We start from the raw sequence: 17,192 nt of genomic DNA, 5'->3' as shown, positions 1-17,192 counted from the left end.
CTACACCTATCCCGCAACCAGCCACCGGCTGACCGCCGTGGACGGCGAAGCGCGCGACCATGACGCGGTGGGCAACACCACCCGCATCGGCGGCAAGTCGTTCATCTACAACGATGCCAACCGCATGAACGCGGTGAAGCAGGGCAATGCCGTACTGGAAAGCTACACCTACAATCATCGCGGTGAGCGCGTGCTGCGTACCCCGGCCGGTGGCGCAGCGCAGATCACCTTGTACGACGAAGCAGGGCAGTGGCTGGGCAACTACTCGGCCACAGGCCAGGCGGAGCAGCAGGCCATCTGGCTGGACAACTACCCGGTGGCGTTGATCAACATGCCGGCTACCGGCGTGCCGGAACTTGCCTACGTGCAGCCGGATCACCTGGGCACACCGCGCGTAGTGATCGACCCGGCGCGCGATGTGGCGATCTGGGAGTGGAGCAACAAGAGCGAAGTGTTCGGCAACCAGATTCCGAGTACCGACCCGGATGGTGATGGAGTGGCGTTCGAGCTGGCGCTGCGCTTCCCAGGCCAGCAGGCCACGGATGCGAGTGGGTTGTTCTACAACTATCAGCGGGAATACGACCCGGCGGTGGGGCGGTATTCGCAGAGTGATCCAATTGGATTGGAGGGTGGGATTTCCACCTTCTCATATGTTGGCTCTCGGCCAACCTTCTCGATCGATCCGCAGGGGCTTCAGGTTATCGGAAGCCCAAGGGAGATGGCCAATCCCCTCGATGAGTCCCAGGCAAGAATGTTGCTTCCATGGGTTGCGGACATGACTCCGGGTGTCGGGGACGTCAAAGGCATTTACGAAGCATGTGAGAACCCAACGCCGGGCAATATTGCGATGGCGGCGATCGGTATTGGCCCTCTTAAGCTCCTGAAACTGCCAGTCAAAGCTGGCCGGATACTGCTCACATTTGGCCGAGTGGACAATCAGGTTTATCACGCCTTCCGACACGTCGAAAAGGCTGGGATGGATAGCGTTAGTGTGAAGGCGGCGATTGCCGCCGATATTGAGCGAATCGGGGCGAATCACCCCTCTGGAACATATTCTGGCTCTGTGACGGTCGACGGTGTTAAAATTGAATACAGCTCCCATAAGTTTCCTGATGGAAGCATTAATGTAAGTAGAATTACTCCGCCCAGGAATTGATGCATGTACAGGCATTTATCGGAATCTGAAAAATCATTAGTGAAATTGATGCTTCAAGGTGTGGATTTTCCGGGCATCACTGCTGATTCACTTGCGGCGATTGAAGTTGAGGAGATGGATGATGGCGGGATGGGGAGCCTGCTGTTCAAATCAAGCAAGCTCGACCGTTTGCTTGGAAAGGAGCTGGCCAGCAAAACCTTTGTCGACACGGATGGGGTTGAAGTTATAGTGACACTTTCACTGGACAATTATGGAGATCTTTTTGAGTTGGATGTATGGAAAGTCGACTTCTCGCCAGTTATTAGCCTTCGTCCCAGGAGGGCGTCCGCTGCGGGCTAGTAAGAGCCTAAACGTTTCCGCCCTCGCTCCTTAGCTATCCAAGGAGGCGCCCGGACTGAGGATGTTCCGAGCAATAGGTGATCGGTTGGACCTACGGCAACGGCCGCCAGCTGTAGCGTCCGTTGGATCTGGATTGCCGCCCGCAGGCGGTGCATGACCCGGCGCCGGTGGCCTGTCGCTGGGCTACGGCTATGATCCGGTCGGTTCGATCACCGAGCTGAAGAACGGCACAGGCTCAACGGTACTCGCCAAGTACGCCTACGACGCGCTGGGCCGCCTGACCCAGACCCAGGACGGCGCGACCGGCACGCCGATTGAAACCTATGCCTACGACGCCACCGGCAATCGCACCGCGCTGACCACCTCGGCAGGCACCGCCAGCTACACCTACCCCGCAACCAGCCACCGGCTGACCGCCGTGGACGGCGAAGCGCGCAACCATGACGCAGTGGGCAACACCACCAGCATCGGCGGCAAGACGTTCATCTACAACGATGCCAACCGCATGAACGCGGTGAAGCAGGGCAATGCCGTACTGGAAAGCTACGGTTACAACCACCGCGGTGAACGCGTTCTGCGGACCCCGGCCGGTGGCGCAGCACTGATCACCCTGTACGACGAAGCAGGGCAGTGGCTGGGCAACTACTCGGCCACGGACCAAGCGCAGCAGCAGGCCATCTGGCTGGACAACTACCCGGTGGCACTGATGAACACGCCGGCTACCGGCGTGCCGGAGCTGGCCTACGTCCAACCAGATCATCTGGGCATGCCGCGCGTGGTGATCGATCCGGTACGGAATGTCTCGATCTGGGAGTGGAGCAACAAGAGCGAAGTGTTCGGCAACCAGATTCCGAGGGCTGACCCGGATGGCGATGGTGTGGCGTTTGGGCTTGCGCTGCGCTTCCCAGGCCAGCAGGCGACGGCTGCGAGTGGGATGCTCTACAACTACCAGCGGGAATACGACCCGGCGGTGGGGCGGTATTCGCAGAGTGATCCAATTGGGCTTGGTGGAGGTGTTAGCACCTATATCTATGCAATCGGCAATACAATTTCGCACGTTGATCCACTGGGTTTGAAAGACTCCCAGCCTGGAGTGACTGTGACAGAAACTGGCGCATATACGGTCGATTGGCGCTATTACGTGAATAGGACATTGGAAGCTCTTGGCTTTCCGGGGGCATTTGTCGCGGGAGCCAGCGACTTCGGCGGGCAGTATGCCAATCAATGGTCAGCCACACACGTGGTTGGTGGGTCTCATAACGGATGGGTTGGCCAGGATAAGTACTTCCACTGCATGGCGAACTGCGAGGCTGCACAGAAGGGTATGGGCGGATCAGCTGCTGCTCAGTGCATAAGCAACGGGCGCGAGTGGTTCGATCAAAGCATCAAGGGCGACTCTGCCGCTGACTCCGCTGCGGATCAGTTGGCAAATCGCCTCGGACGATCATCTGGACAAATGAGCCGTACGCGGAGTTGCTCGCAGATGTGCGGGAGCTATCGACCCGGTGGAAACTTCCCTTGCTGATGACTCGGATGCCTCAGATGTACGCTTCCAAGCTGCTCCAAATCGTGACGCTGTCAATCGCACTTTCTGGTTGCATGGAAGTTGCCAGCACCGAGTATGCAGACCGCAATCAAGTCGTCTCAAGGCAAGCAATCGGTGAATCCAAATGGTTGCCTTCATGGTTGCCAGAGGATGCAGTCAATATACGCGAGTCGCACGACATTGACACAAATGAATCTTGGCTGGTTTTCCGCCTGACCAGCGGGGTTCTTACTTTGCCCGAAGAATGTAGGCTGGTGAGCAGGCCGGAGCTGTCCGGCGCGCGAGTCATGCGGAGATTTCCACAGTCTGCTCGCAGCGCGTGGTCACGAGCATCAAGCTATGGCGGCAAGTTCTATCTGTGTCCGGAGGGAAATGCTGGCCGCTGGGTCATGCGCGATGAAGAGCTGGGCCTTGTTTACAGCGGAATAAGGTTATAGGTGGCTGGGCGGTCTCACCTAGTAAGCGAAATGCGTGAGTGGCACGTGGCGATCTCCTTTCCCGGTGCCTGATTCGGCACTTTCCGGCCGAGCGTCGTGTGGGTTCGGGTATGTGTCAAATCGACCTTGCCACTTGTCCGTGTTCACGAATGGGAGGGCCGTGTAAGAAGATCGGATGGTCCGGCAAGCTTCAAGCACCCAGGCGTTCGGCAGGAAGATTGCTGGGCCGCGGTGACGACTGTGCGGGAGGACCTATGGGATATCGGCTCCATGGTCTATTGTGGCTGCAGCGCAGGCGGTGGATAGGCGAAGGGAAATGAAAGACAAACTGAGAGAAAGAGAGGCGCTGTCGCCAACTGGCTTCTATGCCAATACTATGCGGAGAGTGGTCTGGATCAGGAAACCGTAGTGGAGCTGCTGGAGCATGTTGCAGACGAGCTTCGTTTGCCCTCCGGGAGGCTCCGTCCTGGAGATCGATTTTCGAAGGAACTGTCGCCTGGTGAAGCTCATGGCTGGGACTCGGGGTATGGGGTGTTGATATTCGAGCTTCAATCGCTCGCAAAAAAGCGTGGTATTGCAGTCGATCGGCGGGTGGATTCGCTCGACGACTACATTCGTATCATGGCGGGTATCTATTGATGAGATTGATGCATCCCTGAATGGCTAATCGGCGTAGACGTCGCAGTGCGTACTGAGAATTCGGGGATGCCGAAGGTGAGGTATGCCGCCGCTGTCGTTGCCGGTCTGGTTCTGGCCGGCTGTGCAACATCGGGTGGCGATATGATCGTGCGCGTCTCGGGAAGCGTGCCGCCAGGTCAGGGTGACGTTCGCGCTCTAGATTGTGAGCTGAGTATGCTCGGGGAGGACGAAGGTGTAGTTTCGTCGAAACCGGTTGGAAGCACATTCTCGGTCCCCATGATGGTCGTTGCAGGGCCGGAACCCAGAAGCTACCAATTCGCCGTCGAATGCAGGGATGGCCGGAGGTTCGCATCCAAAGAAGTACAGATCAGTAGTCGGCGGTCATATGCCCGGGATCTCAATCTTGGGGAGCTTCAGGAGCGGTGACCGGCGATCGTCCTCGCGCATCCCAGAGCTCTGATCGGGAATCTAGTCCATGAGATTCATTTACGTGTTGCTCTTCATCCTTCTCACAGGTGCGGCGCTGTTTTCATTTCGCAAACTCCAACGAGGTGAGCTGGGCGAGAAGCCGGTTTATGCCGCTTTGCAAAGCGCCGAGCTGGAGTACAGACGCCAGCCGGTTGGCGACCTGATCTATGAAGAAGGGGGCGGGCATCTGCTCGCCGGGTTCTCTGTAGACGCGCAAGCGAGGGTTTGGGTTGCGTTGGACACAACGAGGGACAATGGGGATCTGTTTGTCGTCCCTATGCACGGGGAACAGAGAATCTCTTGTCAACTCGTCGATCAACTGGTGTCGGCCAATGTTGGATCAGCACAGGCTAGGCACGCGTTGAAGTCGTCTTGCGTGAAGTAGGGCGTTGCGAGGCTGAAGAAATTCCCCGTACACGCCGCAGCAATGATGGCGGCGGTGATTCGGTCGTTCTGTTGTATGGGTTTGGGGAATTCCAGTAGATGAAAGATTTCAACGCGCTCGAATGGTGTGACGCCACGTTGCTGGCCATCAACATTGATAGGAGCAAACCTGGCGTATGCGACGAGGTAAAGGTCCACGTGCGCTGGCCGGACGGCCGGCAGGCAACCGTCTGCTTCTCGGAAGCCTACGGGTGCTCGGCGCTCATGAACTTCGGCGTACTGGGGGAGGAGGGAATAGAGTTCGCCAGGGTCGAGGACGACGAGCCGGGGCTTGCTCATCTTCTTGATCGTTGGAAGGCGGTCGGCTATCCGTTGTCCGGCCTGAAGTGTTTCCGTATCGAGACCACCTCGACCGGAAGCGTAATTCTTATCTACGCCAGGACATGGCGGATCGAGCATCTGCCGATGGCGGGTGCAGTGCCCTGAAGGACATTCCGTGCCCAGATTCCTCACCCCCGACAAGGTCTCCCTCATCCGGGGGAAGGCGCCTGAGAAGACCGAGCGGAGATATCCTTGGGGTCATGATTTTTGGCCCTGCGGCGACGTTGGCCGCCACACTCTGCAAATTGGGACCTTGATGATGGTGAGAATCCTGACAGCACTACTTCTGATTGGAGTCGGACTTGGATTCTCTGGCGGCGCATGGGCTGTAGGAAAGCGGCCCTTCAAGATGATCCAGTTCTGCGTGCATGACCAAGAGGGCGTGAATCGGTTCAAGCAGACCCTCAGCTCTATCGCCAAGGACGAAGGAATGCAGTTCTTCGATGGCAGCGCTGAATTGGATCGCCAGCTTGCCAGGGCAAAGGTGGACGTGAAACGCCCTGTCGTCTACATCGGAGTGAAGCGGGAAGATGGCTCGGGACTGGAGGCGGGGAACCTCGGATTGGATCGCTTCGAGATAGCTATTGGCTTCTCTGAAGGGAAGATGCCCGTCGAGGCATGGTCATTCTCTTTCCGCGTCGAACGCGCTTTGGCAGATCGCTGGAATGTACACGCGGTTCCGCCGAACAAGGGGGCTGCGCCGACGGCGTGTCGGGCGGGAGGCGATCCTCGCTGAAGTCCGTTGCACATGGCATTCACCCTTCGGGCTGCAACCGCCCTACCGCCTGGGCGCACAACGACTGGCAGGCCATGACCAACCCCTCCATCACGCGGTCGCCCACGTACTGCCCGGGTTCGCCGTTCTGCCGGGTGCGTTCGGCCGCCAGCAGCATTTCCAGCACCACCCGCAACCCGTTCAACGCGCAATCGGCATCGGCGAGGGCCAGGCAGCGGCCGGGTAGTTGATGCCGCTCCGGCCAGGGTTGTCCGTCGGCTGCCGCACCGGAGCCGATGCGGTGGAGATTGGCAATGAAGGTGTTCCTGTCCACTGTTGGCGCAGCCGGAGGCGAACCGTCGTCGCCGGCGGTGCTGCGGTGGGCGTGCAGATGCGGGAGGTCCGATTCGTTCATGGCAAGGCTCCGTGCAGGGCAATCGGTAGCCGCCACCCATAAAAGTGGCGGACGGTACGTGGTTCGAACACCGGGTTGATGTCAGTCCGGTGGGCCCGAAGGCCCCCACGCACCGCCCGCCATAGCCGGCAGACGGATTGCCAGCCGGCGCCACGCTAGGGTGGCGCCGGCTGGCAAGCGCATACATCAACATCAACTCGGGTGTTCGAAGCCCGGCCACCCTTTTCCGGTGGCACGCCATCTGAGCCCCTGGCGCTGTGCAATGCCAATCAGAAGAGTTGCAAACATCACTCGATTGGAGACGCTTTTGACATTGTCCTACGCTGTTAAGCCCCGCCAGTGCTGGCTGGCGTAGTGATCCGCCCGCAGCGTGCAATCTGCGACAGGTGTCGAGGTTGTCACGGCGAACGGGACGGGCGCGGAGGGCCTATCGCGACAGGCGGTACCAATTCAGGCTGCGTGCCTCCCGGGTTGACGCTTTCAACGCCCCAGCGCACTCTGCGGGCTGGGGTCGACAACCCGTTCAGGGGCAGGGCTGCAGGGTGGTACCAGGAGGCGGAACAGCCATGAGCCAACTCACCGACAGCTTCGGACGCAGCTTTCCGTACCTGCGCTTGTCGCTCACCGAAGCCTGCAACTTCCGGTGCAGCTACTGCCTGCCCGACGGGTACCAGGCCGACGGCCGCCCGCGTTTCCTGCAGGTGGATGAGATCGGCCGCCTGGTGCGGGCCTTTGCGGCGCTGGGCATGAGCAAGATCCGCCTGACCGGCGGCGAGCCCAGCCTGCGCAAGGATCTGGACGAGATCATCGCCACCGTGGCGGCGGTTCCGGGCATCCGCAAGGTGGCCATCACCACCAATGGCACGCTGCTGCCGCGGCGCCTGCCGGGCTGGCACCAGGCCGGCCTGACCGCGCTGAACGTGAGCATGGACAGCCTGCAACGCGAGCGTTTCCACACCATCACCGGGCACGACCGCCTGCCGGAGATCCAGCAGGGCCTGGCGCTGGCGCAGGCGTTGGGCCTGCCGACGATCAAGCTCAACGCGGTGCTGCTGCGGGGCCTGAATGACGACGAGCTGCCGCAGTGGATGGATTACCTGCGCGATCGCCCCTTCAGCGTGCGCTTCATTGAACTGATGCGCACCGGCGACAACGAAGCCTATTTCCAGCGCCACCACCTGCGCGCCGACGTGGTGGTCGAGCAGCTGCTGGCCGCGGGCTGGCACGAGCGTCCGCGCGCGGCCGATGCCGGCCCGGCGCGCGAGTTCGGCCACCCCGACCATCGCGGCAGCATCGGCATCATCGCCCCATATTCGCGTGACTTCTGCAAGGGCTGCAACCGCCTGCGGGTGACCGCCAAGGGCGACTTGCGGCTGTGCCTGTTTGGCGAGTTCGGCGTGCCGCTGCGCCCGCTGCTGCAGCGCGATGAGGACCACGACGCGCTGCTGGCACGCATCACCACCCAGCTTGGCCTGAAAGCGGCCGGGCATGGACTGCACCAGGGCCAGACCGGGCTGACCCCGCACCTGGCCTCCATCGGAGGATGAGCAACACGATGAGTGGGGAATTGAACGCGGCCTTCCACATGGCCGATGTCCGCAACAAGCGCATCAGCCGCCGCCGTGCGGTGGCGGTGGGCGAGCTGCATGCCGGTCCAGTGGCCTATCCGCTGATTGTCGAGCGCCGCCTGCCCAAGGGCGATGCGCTGGTGATGGCCGAGATTGCCGGCCTGCAGGGCGCCAAGATGGCCTCGATGCTGATGCCGCTGTGCCACCCGCTGCCGCTGGAACTGGTGCAGGTGTTCTGCGCGCCGGTACCGGAACGGCAGGCGATCCGCGTGTGGTGCGAGTGCGCCAGCGAGGCGCGCACCGGCGTGGAGATGGAGGCACTGGCCGGCGTCAACGCGGCGCTGCTGACCCTGTACGACCTGAGCAAGCCGGTGGAGCCGGCGTTGCGCATCGAAGGCATCCGCCTGCTGTTCAAGGAGGGCGGCAAGCGCGGTGTCTGGCTGCACCCGGACGGCATGGACGAGGCCGAGCGTGAGCGGTTCAAGCCGCGTGCGCCGAAGGGCCTGGAAGGCGCGGCCTGCGCGGTGATCACGCTGAGCGATCGCGCCAGCGAAGGCACCTATGAGGATGCCTCTGGCCCGACCCTGGTGATCGGGCTGAAGAAGCTGGGGGGCGAGGTGGTGGCCGCCGAAGTGCTGCCCGATGGCATCGAGCCGTTGGCGGGCCGCCTGCAGGCGTTGGCTGCCGAGGGCGTGCGCCTGTGCCTGTGTACCGGCGGTACCGGGCTGGGCCCGCGTGACCTGACCCCGGAGGCGCTGCGTTCCTTGAATGCGCGGCCGGTGCATGGCCTGGCGCAGATGGTGCGGGCCCTGAGTGCGCAGCACACGCCGATGGCCTGGCTGAGCCGCGCCGAGGTGGTGCAGCTGGGCAACATGCTGGTGTTTGCATTGCCGGGCAGCCCCAAGGCGGCGGCACAGTGCCTGGACATCCTGGCGCCGGTGCTGGGCCACGCCCTGGCGATGGTCGAGGGTGGTGGCCACTGATGATTGCCTACAGCGAGGCCTTGCAGCACCTGCTGGACGCGGCCACGCCGCTGCCGGCCGAGCGCCTGCCGCTGCATGAGGCCGGCGGCCGTACCCTGGCCCGTGACATCCACAGCGCGCAGTCGCTGCCGCCGTTCGACAATTCGGCGATGGACGGCTTCGCGCTGCGCGCCAACGGTACGGCGTTCGAGGCCGGTACCGAATTCGCGGTGCAGGGCTGGCAGGCGGCCGGCGATGCCGGTGCCGACGGCGGCGAGGGCGCCTGGGAGATCATGACCGGCGCGCGCATGCCGGTCGGGCTGGATACGGTGGTGCCGGTCGAGAACGTCGAGATCCTCACCAGCGAAGATGGACGCCCGACCCGCATCGCCCTGAAGGCATCGGTGAAGCCGGGCCAGAACGTGCGCCTGCGTGGCGAGGATGTGAGCGACGGCGAGCGCGTGCTGCAGTCCGGGCAGGTGCTGGACATCAACGCGCGCACCTTGCTGCATGCCATCGGCGTGGCTCAGGTGGCGGTGGTGGCACGGCCGAAGGCGGCGGTGATTGCCACCGGCAAGGAGCTGGTGACCGAGGCGGCGCAGACGCTGGAATCCGGGCAGATCCGTGACAGCAACCGGCCGTACCTGGTCGGCCGCCTGCAGGCCGCCGGTGCCGAGGTGGTCTGGCAGGGCACGGTGGGCGATGAGGCGGCCGCCTTCAATGCCGTACTGGATCAAGCACTGGACGCGGGTGCGCAGCTGTTGATCAGCACCGGCGCGGTGTCGGCCGGCCGCTACGATTTCATTCCCGACGCGCTGCGCGGCCGGGGTGCGCGCATCGTGTTCCACAAGGTGGCGATCCGCCCCGGCAAGCCGTTGCTGTTCGCGGTGCTGCCCAATGGCGCGCTGTATTTCGGCCTGCCGGGCAACCCGGTGTCGGCTGCGGTGGGCCAGCGCTTCTTTGTCGAGCCGGTGTTGCGTCGCCTGCTGGGGCTGGCGCCGGAGCAGGTGCTGATGTTGCCGCTGCAGGCCGACGTGCGCACGCCGCCGGGCCTGCGCTTCCATGCGCGGGCCCGGGTGGAAGTGGACGCGCAGGGCCGCCTGAGTGCGCGCGTGCTGGCAGGGCAGGAGTCGTTCCGTTTGATGTCCATGCTGCAGGCCAACGCCTGGGTGGTGCTGGACGGCGAGGGCGGTCTCGCCCCTGCCGGCACGCCAGTGCGCGTGCAGGGCTGGGGTCATCAGGACCCTGTGCAGCTGGCAAGCCAGGAGCCGTGATGAGACAGGTGAATCTGCAATTGTTCGGTGCGTTTTCCGATCTGGATGCCAGCCGCGAGATCGCCGTGGATGTAGCCGGTGGCACCGTGGCCGATCTGCGCCAGGCGCTGCGCGAGCTGCTGCCGCTGCGTTGGCCGGGTTTCCGTGCCGGCTTGCTGGATTACTCGGCATTCGCCGACCAGCAACGCGTGCTGCGCGACCACGAGGCGTTGCCCGACGATGGCCGGGTGGCGATCCTGCCGCCGGTGAGCGGGGGCTGAGCGATGAGCGAGACGATCATCGCCAAGGTCGTGGACCGCGCGCAGGCGGCAATCGATCCGGCCGAGGGCATCGCGGCGGTTTCCGATACGGGCTTCGGCGGCATCGATGTGTTCATCGGCAAGGTGCGCGACGTCAATGTGGGCCGGCGGGTGACCGGGATCACCTACGACCTGTTCGAGCCGCTGGTATTGAACGAGTTCAAGCGCCTGGCGGCCGAGGTCGAGGCTACGTTCAGTCCGAAGTTGAAACTGTATGTGGCCCATGCCAAGGGGCGACTCGGCATCGGCGATGTGGCGGTGGTGGTGGCCGCAGGCAGCCCGCACCGCGACGAGGCGTTCCGCGCGTGCCGGCAGCTGATCGAGGTGGTGAAGCACCAGTGCCCGATCTGGAAGCAGGAGCATTACGAAGACGGCGACAGCCAGTGGAGCGAAGGTTGCAGTCTGTGCCATGCGGACAGCGAACCCGGCCATGACCATGCGCACGATCACGAACATCCCCATTGATGGCATCGTGCTGGCCGGCGGCCTGTCCAGCCGGATGGGCCGCGACAAGGCGCTGCTGCCCTGGCACGGCCGCACGCTGCTGGAACACATGCGCGGCCTGCTGCTGCAGGCCGGCGCCGGGAGGGTATGGGTGAGCGGCGACTACCCAGCTTTTGGTGGCATCCCGGACCGGGTCGCACGCTGCGGCCCGCTGGGCGGCCTCTACAGTGTGGCGATGCAGATGCCAGACGGCCCCGCCTGGGTGGTGCCGGTCGATACGCCGCGGGTGACACCCGCGCTGTTGCAGCGGCTGCAGGCCGATCAAGGGCGTGCCTGCACGGTATTCGACGATGAACCGTTGCCGATGCGGTTGCAGATCGATGATCATTGCCGCCGCGTGCTGCAGGCCTTGATCGATGATCCGACGGCGCGCCGTTCACTGCGCGCCCTGCAGGAACGCCTGGGCGTGACACGGATGCCACTGGCGCCGGAGGATCAGGCGTTGCTGCTCAACTGCAACACCCCGTCGGAATGGGAGTCCATCACAGCATGAAGGTCCAGCTGCAACAGCAATCGATGCGCCTGCGCGTGGATGAAGAAGAACTGGCAGGATTGCTGGCCGGCGAATCAGTGGAGAACCTGACGCGCTTTGGTGGCAGCGGTGGCTGGGGCGTGGCGCTGTCGCTGCATGCCGGCGATCAGGCGGTGCTGCTCGATGGCGGGACATTCTGCCGGTTGGTACTGCCTCGCCAGGCCGTTGAGTCGCTGGCGGGCAGGCTGCCCTGCCGGGATGGGCTGGGCTTCGGTATCGCGTTGGATGACGACAGCATGCTGCAGCTGCAGTTCGACGTGGACGTGCGCGACAGCATGCGGCAGCGTGGCCCGCAGCGGCGTTCCGAACCCGCGCCAGAGTAGGTGCACGTTGCGCAGGGCCGGGCGGTGCGCTGTCGTATGATGAGGGCCTTCGTTCCTGCCTCGCTGCAATGCCTCTGAACCCCTCCGCTCCCTCTGCGTCCCGGCCGGCCACGCCCAATCCGGCAGCGGCCGATGACGGAGACGCGCTGCACTTCTGCAGCACCTGTGCGTTCTCCGACGCCTGCATGTCGCAGGGCTACGACAAGACCGCGCTGGGCGAACTGCATGTGCTGGTCGACCACGTCGGCCCGTTCCAGGCCGGCGACTACCTGTTCCGTGCCGACGATCCATTCGACTCGATCGCCGCGGTGCGTGCCGGCATGGTCAAGACGTTCGTCGATGACAGCCAGGGCAACGAGCAGGTGCTGGGTTTCAGCCTGCCGGGCGAGGTGATCGGGCTCAATGCCATCCACGGCGCGCGCTTCCCTTGCAACGCCGTGGCCCTGGACACCGTCTACCTGTGCCGGATCTCGTTTCCGCGATTGAGCCTGCTGGCCACGCGCATGCCGGGGTTGCAGGCGCGGCTGTTCAGCCTGCTCAGCGCCGAGATCGGCAAGGTCGCCACGCTGGCCGCCAACCATCGCACCGAGGAGCGCATGGCGGCGTTCCTGCTGGATCTTTCCGAGCGCTATGCCCGGCGCGGATTCTCCGCCACCCGTTTCAACCTGAGCATGGCCCGCACCGAGATCGCCAACTACCTGCGGATGGCGCCGGAGACGGTGAGCCGGGTACTGCGCCGCTTGAGCGACGACGGTGTGATTGCGGTGAACCAACGTGAGATGCTGTTGCTGGACCCGGACCGGCTGGCGGAACTGGCCGTAGCCCGGGACGCCGGACTGGACTGATCAGGCAGGGGGCTGGGCATGAAGCGAGCGGCATTGTTGTGGCTGGGCCTGCTGGCCACGGTACCGGCCTGGGCGGCCGACCTGACGGTGTCGGCGGCGTCGAGCCTGACCGAGAGCTTCCGCGAACTGGGTGCGGCCTATGAGAAGACGCACCCGGGAACCAGGGTCGATTTCAACTTCGCCGCCTCTGGCGTACTGCTGCAGCAGATCAGCCGCGGCGCGCCGGTGGATGTGTTCGCGTCGGCCGATGAAGCCACCATGGACCAGGCCCAGCAGCAGGACCTGCTGGCGGCCGGCAGCCGCGCGGTGTTCGCGGTGAACGCGCTGTGGGTGGTGGCGCCGCCGCAGGCCAGGGCCGCGCCGCGCAGCTTGAAGGACCTGGTCGGTGCCGGCGTGCAACGCATCGCACTGGGCAACCCGGACAGCGTGCCGGTCGGCCGCTATGCCAAGGGCGCGCTGGAAGCGGCCGGCCTGTGGCCGTCGGTGCAGGGCCGGATCATCACCACGCAGAACGTGCGCCAGTCGCTGGATTACGTGGCGCGCGGTGAAGTGGATGCCGGCTTCGTCTATGCCACTGACGCGCAGGCCATGCCGGACCGGGTACGCCGTGCCTTCGTGGTACCGGTGTCCGGGCGCATCGCCTATCCGCTGGCGGTGACCAGGGCCAGCGCGCAGCCGGCAGAGGCCAAGCGGTTTGTCGCCTTTGTGCGTTCGGCGCAGGGCCAGGCGATCCTGGCCCGGCACGGATTCGGCAAGCCCTGACGCATGGATCTGGACTGGAGTGCATTGGGGTTGTCGCTGAAGGTGGCCGGCTGGGCCACCGCGATCAACCTGGTGCTGGGCGTGGCGCTGGGCGCGCTGCTGGCGCGTCGGCGCTTTCCCGGCCGTGAGCTGCTGGATTCGCTGTTGACCCTGCCGATGGTGCTGCCACCAACGGTGCTGGGGTATTACCTGCTGGTGCTGATCGGTCGCAACGGCCCGATCGGCGCGTGGCTGCAGTCGTGGTTCGGCATCAACCTGGTGTTCACCTGGCAGGCTGCGGTGATTGCGGCGGCGGTGGCTTCGCTGCCGCTGGTGTTCAAGCCGGCACGCGCGGCGTTCGAGGAAGTGGACGGACAGCTGGAGCAGGCCGCGCGGACGCTGGGTGTGTCCGAAGCGGCGGTGTTCCTCCGCGTCACGCTGCCGCTGGCCTGGCGCGGCATTCTTGCCGGCCTGTTGCTGGCGTTTGCACGCGCGATGGGCGAATTCGGCGCGACGTTGATGGTGGCCGGCAGCATTCCGGGCCGGACGCAGACGTTGTCGATCGCCATCTACGAGGCGGTGCAGGCCGGTCAGGACGGCAAGGCCAATGCGCTGGTGATCCTGACCTCGGTGGTCTGCATCGTGATCCTGTTGCTGGCTGCGCGGTTGGTGGGCGGACGTCGCCGGGAGCTGCGTGATGTGGCTTGACCTGCAGGTGCAGCGTCGCCTGCAGGCGGCCGGCCAGGATTTCGTGTTGGACGTATCGCTGCAGTGCACGCAGCGGCAGGTGGTGCTGTTCGGACCCTCCGGCGCCGGCAAGAGCCTGACCCTGAAGGCGGTGGCCGGGCTGCTGCGGCCAGGCCAGGGCCATGTGCGCCTGCAGGGGCAGACCCTGTTCGACGCGGCCACCGGCGTGGACCTGCCACCGCAGCGCCGTCGGCTGGGCTACGTGTTCCAGGATTACGCGTTGTTCCCGCACCTGAGCGTGCGCCAGAACGTGGCGTTCGGGCTGCAGAAGGGGTGGTTGAATCCGCGGATCGGCCAGCGCTTCGACGCGGTGGAACAGTGGTTGCACGCCTTCCGCATCGACACGGTGGGCGATCTGCTGCCATCACAGATTTCCGGCGGACAGCGCCAGCGTACCGCGCTGGCGCGCGCGCTGGTGACACAGCCGCAGGCGCTGCTGCTGGATGAACCGTTTTCCGCGCTGGACCACGACCTGCGCCAGCACCTGCGCCAGGAGCTGGAGACCGTGCTGGACAGGACCGGCATTCCGCTGCTGTTGATCAGCCATGACCCGCAGGATGTGGCCATGTTCGGCCAGCAGGTGGCGCGCGTGGTGGACGGCCGCATTGTCGACGGTTGACCTGCACCTGTAGAGCCGAGCCCATGCTCGGCTGCTCTGCGCGACAACGCCAACAGCAGCCGAGCGTGGGCTCGGCTCTACAGGATCAACGGATCAGTACAATTCACAGTGCGTGCGGCCCTCATTGCGCAGCGTGTCCCAGTGGCCTTCGCCGCCGATGGCATCGATGGCCTCGCGCACCGCGCTTTCCAGGTGGCGCTTGTTGCCGCACAGGTACAGATGCCCACCGCGGGCCAGCACATCGCGCACTTCATCGCCGCGCTGCTGCAGCACATGCTGCACATAGATCTTTTCGGCGCCATCGCGCGAGAACGCGGTATGCAGGCCGGCCAGCACGCCACGCGTGCGCCAGTCCAGCAGCTGGTCACGGTACAGGTAGTCGTGCTGGCGGTGCTTCTCGCCAAACACCAGGTGCACTTCGCGTTCGCAGGCCTTGGCCTGCAGTTCCTGCAGCAGGCCCATCAAGGGTGCGATGCCAGTACCGGTACCGACCAGCAGCAGCGGTGCCTCGCCGGTATCGGGCAGGTGGAAGCCGGGGTTGGAGCGGCAGTACACACGGGCATGGTCGCCTCCATGCAGGAGGCTGCCGGTGGCAGTGCCGAAGCGTTCGCGGCCGCGCAGGGTGTAGCGCACTTCGCGCAGGCACAGGCTCAGCTGGTCGTCGCACGGGTGCGAGGCGATCGAATAGGCGCGCGGCAGCCGCGGTGACAGCAGTTCGCGCAGCCGGGCAAGCGGCACGCTGTCCGGCGTGGCGTGGTCCTGCAGCACGTCCAGCAGGTCCAGGCCGTGCAGGTAGGCGTCCAGCTCGCGCTTCTGGCTGACCTTCAGCAGGCCCTTCAGTGCCTCACTACCGCCCAGCCGGGCCAGTTCGCGCAGCACGCCCTTGCTCAGCAGGCGCAGCTCGCGGTCTTGCAGGGCGGCCACGGCGGTGGTGTCGCCGTACCAGGTGGCCAATGCCTGCAGCAGGGCAGGGTCGTTCCCGGGTACTACGTGCAGGGTGTCGCCCGCGCGATAGGCCATGCCACTGCCGGCAATGTCCAGTTGCAGGTGCCACGCGGCCGGGTCGCTGCTGTTCAAGCGGCGGCGTTCGAGGATGCGCGCGGCAAAGGCATTGTCTTCGCCATAGGCGGTGACCTGCAGGTGCAGGTGCTGGCCAGCGCTGAGGTCACCCTCCAGCACCTGGCCCAGCACCGGCTGCCATTGCTGGAAGAACTGCTCGTAGCCCAGGTCGGCGTCCACCCGATGCAGCAGCGGCTGGGCCTGGCGCTCGCTCAATGCAGCATCCAGCGCCTTGGTGAAGCCGCAGAAGCTGGGGTAGCCGGTGTCACCAAGGCCGAACACCGCATAGCGCAGGCCGCGCAGCGTCGGGGTCTGGCGCAGTGTTTCGAAGAACTGCTCGCCATTGGCCGGCGGTTCGCCATCGCCGAACGAGCTGGAGATTGCCAGCAGCACATCGCCTTGGCCGAGACTGGCCACGTCGATTTCGTTGAACGGGAGTACCTGCGGCCCGTGCAGCTGCAGGCCCGCGCCCAGGCGCTGGGCCAGGGCGCGGGCGTTGCCCGACTCGGACGCAAAACCCACCAGCAGGCGGCTGAAGGGCGTACTGGTCGGGAGAGCGTTCACGCGGCCTCGTAGAAGTCGTCGAACTTTTCCTTGCTGAACTCGACCAGGTCGTAGTTCTGCATCAGGTCGTTCACCACGCGGCGGATGCTGATGTACGAGGTGATGTTGCCGTCGGCGTCGAACAGCGGCTGCACGGTGGTGTCGACCACGTAGAGCACGCCGCCTTTGCCAAGGTTGGGCACGATGCCGGTCCAGGTCTTGCCGGCCTTGATGGTGTCCCACATGTCCTTGTAGACGGCCTTGGGCACGTCCGGGTGGCGCACGATGCTGTGCGGCTGGCCGATCAGTTCCTCGCGGGCGAAGCCGGTGAGCGTGCAGAACAGGTCATTGGCGTAGGTGATGTTGCCCTGCAGGTCGGTGGTGGAGATCACCATGACGTTCTGCATGGCGTTCAGCAGCTGGGCGTTGTCGGGGGTGTAGCTCATCGCAGGGTCCTTGTGGATGCCGGCAGTGCCGGCGTGTTCGGGTCCTGCATAGAAATACGCCCGCGCGGCGGCGGGCGGTTTGACATTGGTCAAGCGCGTCGCTCGATGGCCTGCGACCGGGTGTCGCAGGAAGAATCTCTGTAGAGCCGAGCCCATGCTCGGCTCACGGGGCAAACGGGATTGCCGGCAGCCGGGCGCGGGCTCGGCTCTACATGAGAGACACGGGCAGGAGGCGGGCGCCTGTCATGTG

Annotated in this window: 22 protein-coding genes and 1 pseudogene; 20 read left to right on the top strand and 3 right to left on the bottom strand. The window is 64.5% G+C overall.

Features of this window, described 5'->3' with window-relative positions; all coding sequences use genetic code 11:
• The 9 genes and pseudogenes from AC5P7A_RS19695 to AC5P7A_RS19655 form a co-directional block, all read left to right on the top strand.
• A partial coding sequence (locus AC5P7A_RS19695) for an RHS repeat domain-containing protein (protein WP_495220531.1) occupies positions 1–1,156 on the top strand: 1,156 nt, incomplete at its 5' end.
• Between the two features lie 3 nt (positions 1,157–1,159).
• Entirely contained in the window at positions 1,160–1,495 is a 336-nt protein-coding gene (locus AC5P7A_RS19690) for a DUF6984 family protein (protein WP_049439430.1), read from the top strand.
• An 83-nt stretch (positions 1,496–1,578) separates the two neighbouring features.
• Positions 1,579–2,573, top strand: a pseudogene (locus AC5P7A_RS19685) (RHS repeat-associated core domain-containing protein); the annotation flags it as partial.
• 15 nt (positions 2,574–2,588) lie between these two features.
• Positions 2,589–3,020 carry a hypothetical protein gene (locus tag AC5P7A_RS19680; protein WP_260439431.1) on the top strand — a complete coding sequence of 144 codons (432 nt, stop codon included), beginning with the start codon at positions 2,589–2,591 and terminating at the stop codon, positions 3,018–3,020.
• A gap of 17 nt (positions 3,021–3,037) precedes the next feature.
• Positions 3,038–3,478, top strand: coding sequence for a YbbD-related protein (locus AC5P7A_RS19675; protein ID WP_262093803.1), 441 nt, complete (start codon positions 3,038–3,040; stop codon positions 3,476–3,478).
• Positions 3,479–3,886: 408 nt separating this feature from the next.
• Positions 3,887–4,117, top strand: coding sequence for a hypothetical protein (locus tag AC5P7A_RS19670; protein ID WP_495220530.1), 231 nt, complete (start codon positions 3,887–3,889; stop codon positions 4,115–4,117).
• Positions 4,118–4,592: 475 nt separating this feature from the next.
• Positions 4,593–4,970, top strand: coding sequence for a hypothetical protein (locus AC5P7A_RS19665; protein WP_049439435.1), 378 nt, complete (start codon positions 4,593–4,595; stop codon positions 4,968–4,970).
• 98 nt (positions 4,971–5,068) lie between these two features.
• Entirely contained in the window at positions 5,069–5,455 is a 387-nt protein-coding gene (locus AC5P7A_RS19660; protein WP_111205423.1) for a hypothetical protein, read from the top strand.
• Positions 5,456–5,465: 10 nt separating this feature from the next.
• Positions 5,466–6,086 (top strand): hypothetical protein, encoded by a 621-nt coding sequence (locus AC5P7A_RS19655; protein WP_478405949.1) that lies wholly within the window; start codon positions 5,466–5,468, stop codon positions 6,084–6,086.
• A gap of 19 nt (positions 6,087–6,105) precedes the next feature.
• Here AC5P7A_RS19655 and AC5P7A_RS19650 read toward each other — a convergent pair whose 3' ends face one another.
• Positions 6,106–6,480: a hypothetical protein gene (locus tag AC5P7A_RS19650; protein WP_049439438.1), complete on the bottom strand. Its 375-nt coding sequence runs from the start codon at positions 6,478–6,480 to the stop codon at positions 6,106–6,108.
• A 566-nt stretch (positions 6,481–7,046) separates the two neighbouring features.
• Between AC5P7A_RS19650 and moaA the strand changes: the two genes are divergently transcribed.
• The 11 genes from moaA (at position 7,047) to AC5P7A_RS19595 (ending at position 14,894) form a co-directional block, all read left to right on the top strand.
• Complete coding sequence (gene moaA / locus AC5P7A_RS19645) at positions 7,047–8,027, top strand: GTP 3',8-cyclase MoaA (protein WP_049439440.1); 981 nt, start codon at positions 7,047–7,049, stop codon at positions 8,025–8,027.
• Positions 8,028–8,035: 8 nt separating this feature from the next.
• Positions 8,036–9,031, top strand: a complete 996-nt coding sequence (gene moaCB / locus AC5P7A_RS19640; protein WP_049439441.1) for a bifunctional molybdenum cofactor biosynthesis protein MoaC/MoaB — start codon at positions 8,036–8,038, stop codon at positions 9,029–9,031.
• Positions 9,031–10,284: a molybdopterin molybdotransferase MoeA gene (locus AC5P7A_RS19635; protein WP_495220529.1), complete on the top strand. Its 1,254-nt coding sequence runs from the start codon at positions 9,031–9,033 to the stop codon at positions 10,282–10,284. The genes moaCB and AC5P7A_RS19635 overlap by 1 nt, the downstream gene beginning before the upstream one ends.
• A complete protein-coding gene (locus AC5P7A_RS19630; protein WP_005409914.1) occupies positions 10,284–10,544 on the top strand; it encodes a MoaD/ThiS family protein in 261 nt (86 codons plus the stop codon). Before AC5P7A_RS19635 ends, AC5P7A_RS19630 begins: the two co-directional genes overlap by 1 nt.
• Before the next feature lie 3 nt (positions 10,545–10,547).
• Positions 10,548–11,048: a molybdenum cofactor biosynthesis protein MoaE gene (locus tag AC5P7A_RS19625; RefSeq protein WP_495220528.1), complete on the top strand. Its 501-nt coding sequence runs from the start codon at positions 10,548–10,550 to the stop codon at positions 11,046–11,048.
• On the top strand, positions 11,014–11,580 hold the full coding sequence (gene mobA, locus AC5P7A_RS19620) for a molybdenum cofactor guanylyltransferase (RefSeq protein WP_075075753.1): 567 nt from the start codon (positions 11,014–11,016) through the stop codon (positions 11,578–11,580). Before AC5P7A_RS19625 ends, mobA begins: the two co-directional genes overlap by 35 nt.
• Positions 11,577–11,942 (top strand): hypothetical protein, encoded by a 366-nt coding sequence (locus AC5P7A_RS19615; protein WP_014647390.1) that lies wholly within the window; start codon positions 11,577–11,579, stop codon positions 11,940–11,942. The genes mobA and AC5P7A_RS19615 overlap by 4 nt, the downstream gene beginning before the upstream one ends.
• A gap of 68 nt (positions 11,943–12,010) precedes the next feature.
• Positions 12,011–12,787, top strand: a complete 777-nt coding sequence (locus AC5P7A_RS19610) for a helix-turn-helix domain-containing protein (RefSeq protein WP_134808965.1) — start codon at positions 12,011–12,013, stop codon at positions 12,785–12,787.
• Positions 12,788–12,805: 18 nt separating this feature from the next.
• On the top strand, positions 12,806–13,549 hold the full coding sequence (modA, locus tag AC5P7A_RS19605; RefSeq protein WP_288495954.1) for a molybdate ABC transporter substrate-binding protein: 744 nt from the start codon (positions 12,806–12,808) through the stop codon (positions 13,547–13,549).
• 3 nt (positions 13,550–13,552) lie between these two features.
• Positions 13,553–14,236: a molybdate ABC transporter permease subunit gene (gene modB, locus AC5P7A_RS19600; protein ID WP_180835207.1), complete on the top strand. Its 684-nt coding sequence runs from the start codon at positions 13,553–13,555 to the stop codon at positions 14,234–14,236.
• Entirely contained in the window at positions 14,226–14,894 is a 669-nt protein-coding gene (locus AC5P7A_RS19595) for a sulfate/molybdate ABC transporter ATP-binding protein (RefSeq protein ID WP_495220527.1), read from the top strand. The genes modB and AC5P7A_RS19595 overlap by 11 nt, the downstream gene beginning before the upstream one ends.
• A 93-nt stretch (positions 14,895–14,987) precedes the next feature.
• On the opposite strand, the gene AC5P7A_RS19590 is transcribed toward AC5P7A_RS19595, so the two are convergent.
• Positions 14,988–16,517, bottom strand: a complete 1,530-nt coding sequence (locus AC5P7A_RS19590) for a diflavin oxidoreductase (RefSeq protein WP_495220526.1) — start codon at positions 16,515–16,517, stop codon at positions 14,988–14,990.
• Entirely contained in the window at positions 16,514–16,942 is a 429-nt protein-coding gene (locus AC5P7A_RS19585) for a PAS domain-containing protein (protein WP_005409905.1), read from the bottom strand. Before AC5P7A_RS19585 ends, AC5P7A_RS19590 begins: the two co-directional genes overlap by 4 nt.
• Positions 16,943–17,192 lie beyond the last annotated feature (250 nt).

The sequence above is a fragment of the Stenotrophomonas sp. YJH_SMC_65 genome, from assembly GCF_059369475.1.
This window is presented reverse-complemented; position numbering and strand designations above follow the sequence as displayed.

Coding starts and splice junctions, on each gene's coding strand:
- AC5P7A_RS19690 (WP_049439430.1), top strand. CDS start 1,160: ATGTACAGGCATTTATCGGAATCTGAAAAATCATTAGTGAAATTGATG.
- AC5P7A_RS19675 (WP_262093803.1), top strand. CDS start 3,038: ATGTACGCTTCCAAGCTGCTCCAAATCGTGACGCTGTCAATCGCACTT.
- AC5P7A_RS19665 (WP_049439435.1), top strand. CDS start 4,593: ATGAGATTCATTTACGTGTTGCTCTTCATCCTTCTCACAGGTGCGGCG.
- AC5P7A_RS19660 (WP_111205423.1), top strand. CDS start 5,069: ATGAAAGATTTCAACGCGCTCGAATGGTGTGACGCCACGTTGCTGGCC.
- AC5P7A_RS19650 (WP_049439438.1), bottom strand. CDS start 6,480: ATGAACGAATCGGACCTCCCGCATCTGCACGCCCACCGCAGCACCGCC.
- moaA (WP_049439440.1), top strand. CDS start 7,047: ATGAGCCAACTCACCGACAGCTTCGGACGCAGCTTTCCGTACCTGCGC.
- moaCB (WP_049439441.1), top strand. CDS start 8,036: ATGAGTGGGGAATTGAACGCGGCCTTCCACATGGCCGATGTCCGCAAC.
- AC5P7A_RS19635 (WP_495220529.1), top strand. CDS start 9,031: ATGATTGCCTACAGCGAGGCCTTGCAGCACCTGCTGGACGCGGCCACG.
- AC5P7A_RS19630 (WP_005409914.1), top strand. CDS start 10,284: ATGAGACAGGTGAATCTGCAATTGTTCGGTGCGTTTTCCGATCTGGAT.
- AC5P7A_RS19625 (WP_495220528.1), top strand. CDS start 10,548: ATGAGCGAGACGATCATCGCCAAGGTCGTGGACCGCGCGCAGGCGGCA.
- mobA (WP_075075753.1), top strand. CDS start 11,014: ATGACCATGCGCACGATCACGAACATCCCCATTGATGGCATCGTGCTG.
- AC5P7A_RS19615 (WP_014647390.1), top strand. CDS start 11,577: ATGAAGGTCCAGCTGCAACAGCAATCGATGCGCCTGCGCGTGGATGAA.
- AC5P7A_RS19610 (WP_134808965.1), top strand. CDS start 12,011: ATGCCTCTGAACCCCTCCGCTCCCTCTGCGTCCCGGCCGGCCACGCCC.
- modA (WP_288495954.1), top strand. CDS start 12,806: ATGAAGCGAGCGGCATTGTTGTGGCTGGGCCTGCTGGCCACGGTACCG.
- modB (WP_180835207.1), top strand. CDS start 13,553: ATGGATCTGGACTGGAGTGCATTGGGGTTGTCGCTGAAGGTGGCCGGC.
- AC5P7A_RS19595 (WP_495220527.1), top strand. CDS start 14,226: ATGTGGCTTGACCTGCAGGTGCAGCGTCGCCTGCAGGCGGCCGGCCAG.
- AC5P7A_RS19585 (WP_005409905.1), bottom strand. CDS start 16,942: ATGAGCTACACCCCCGACAACGCCCAGCTGCTGAACGCCATGCAGAAC.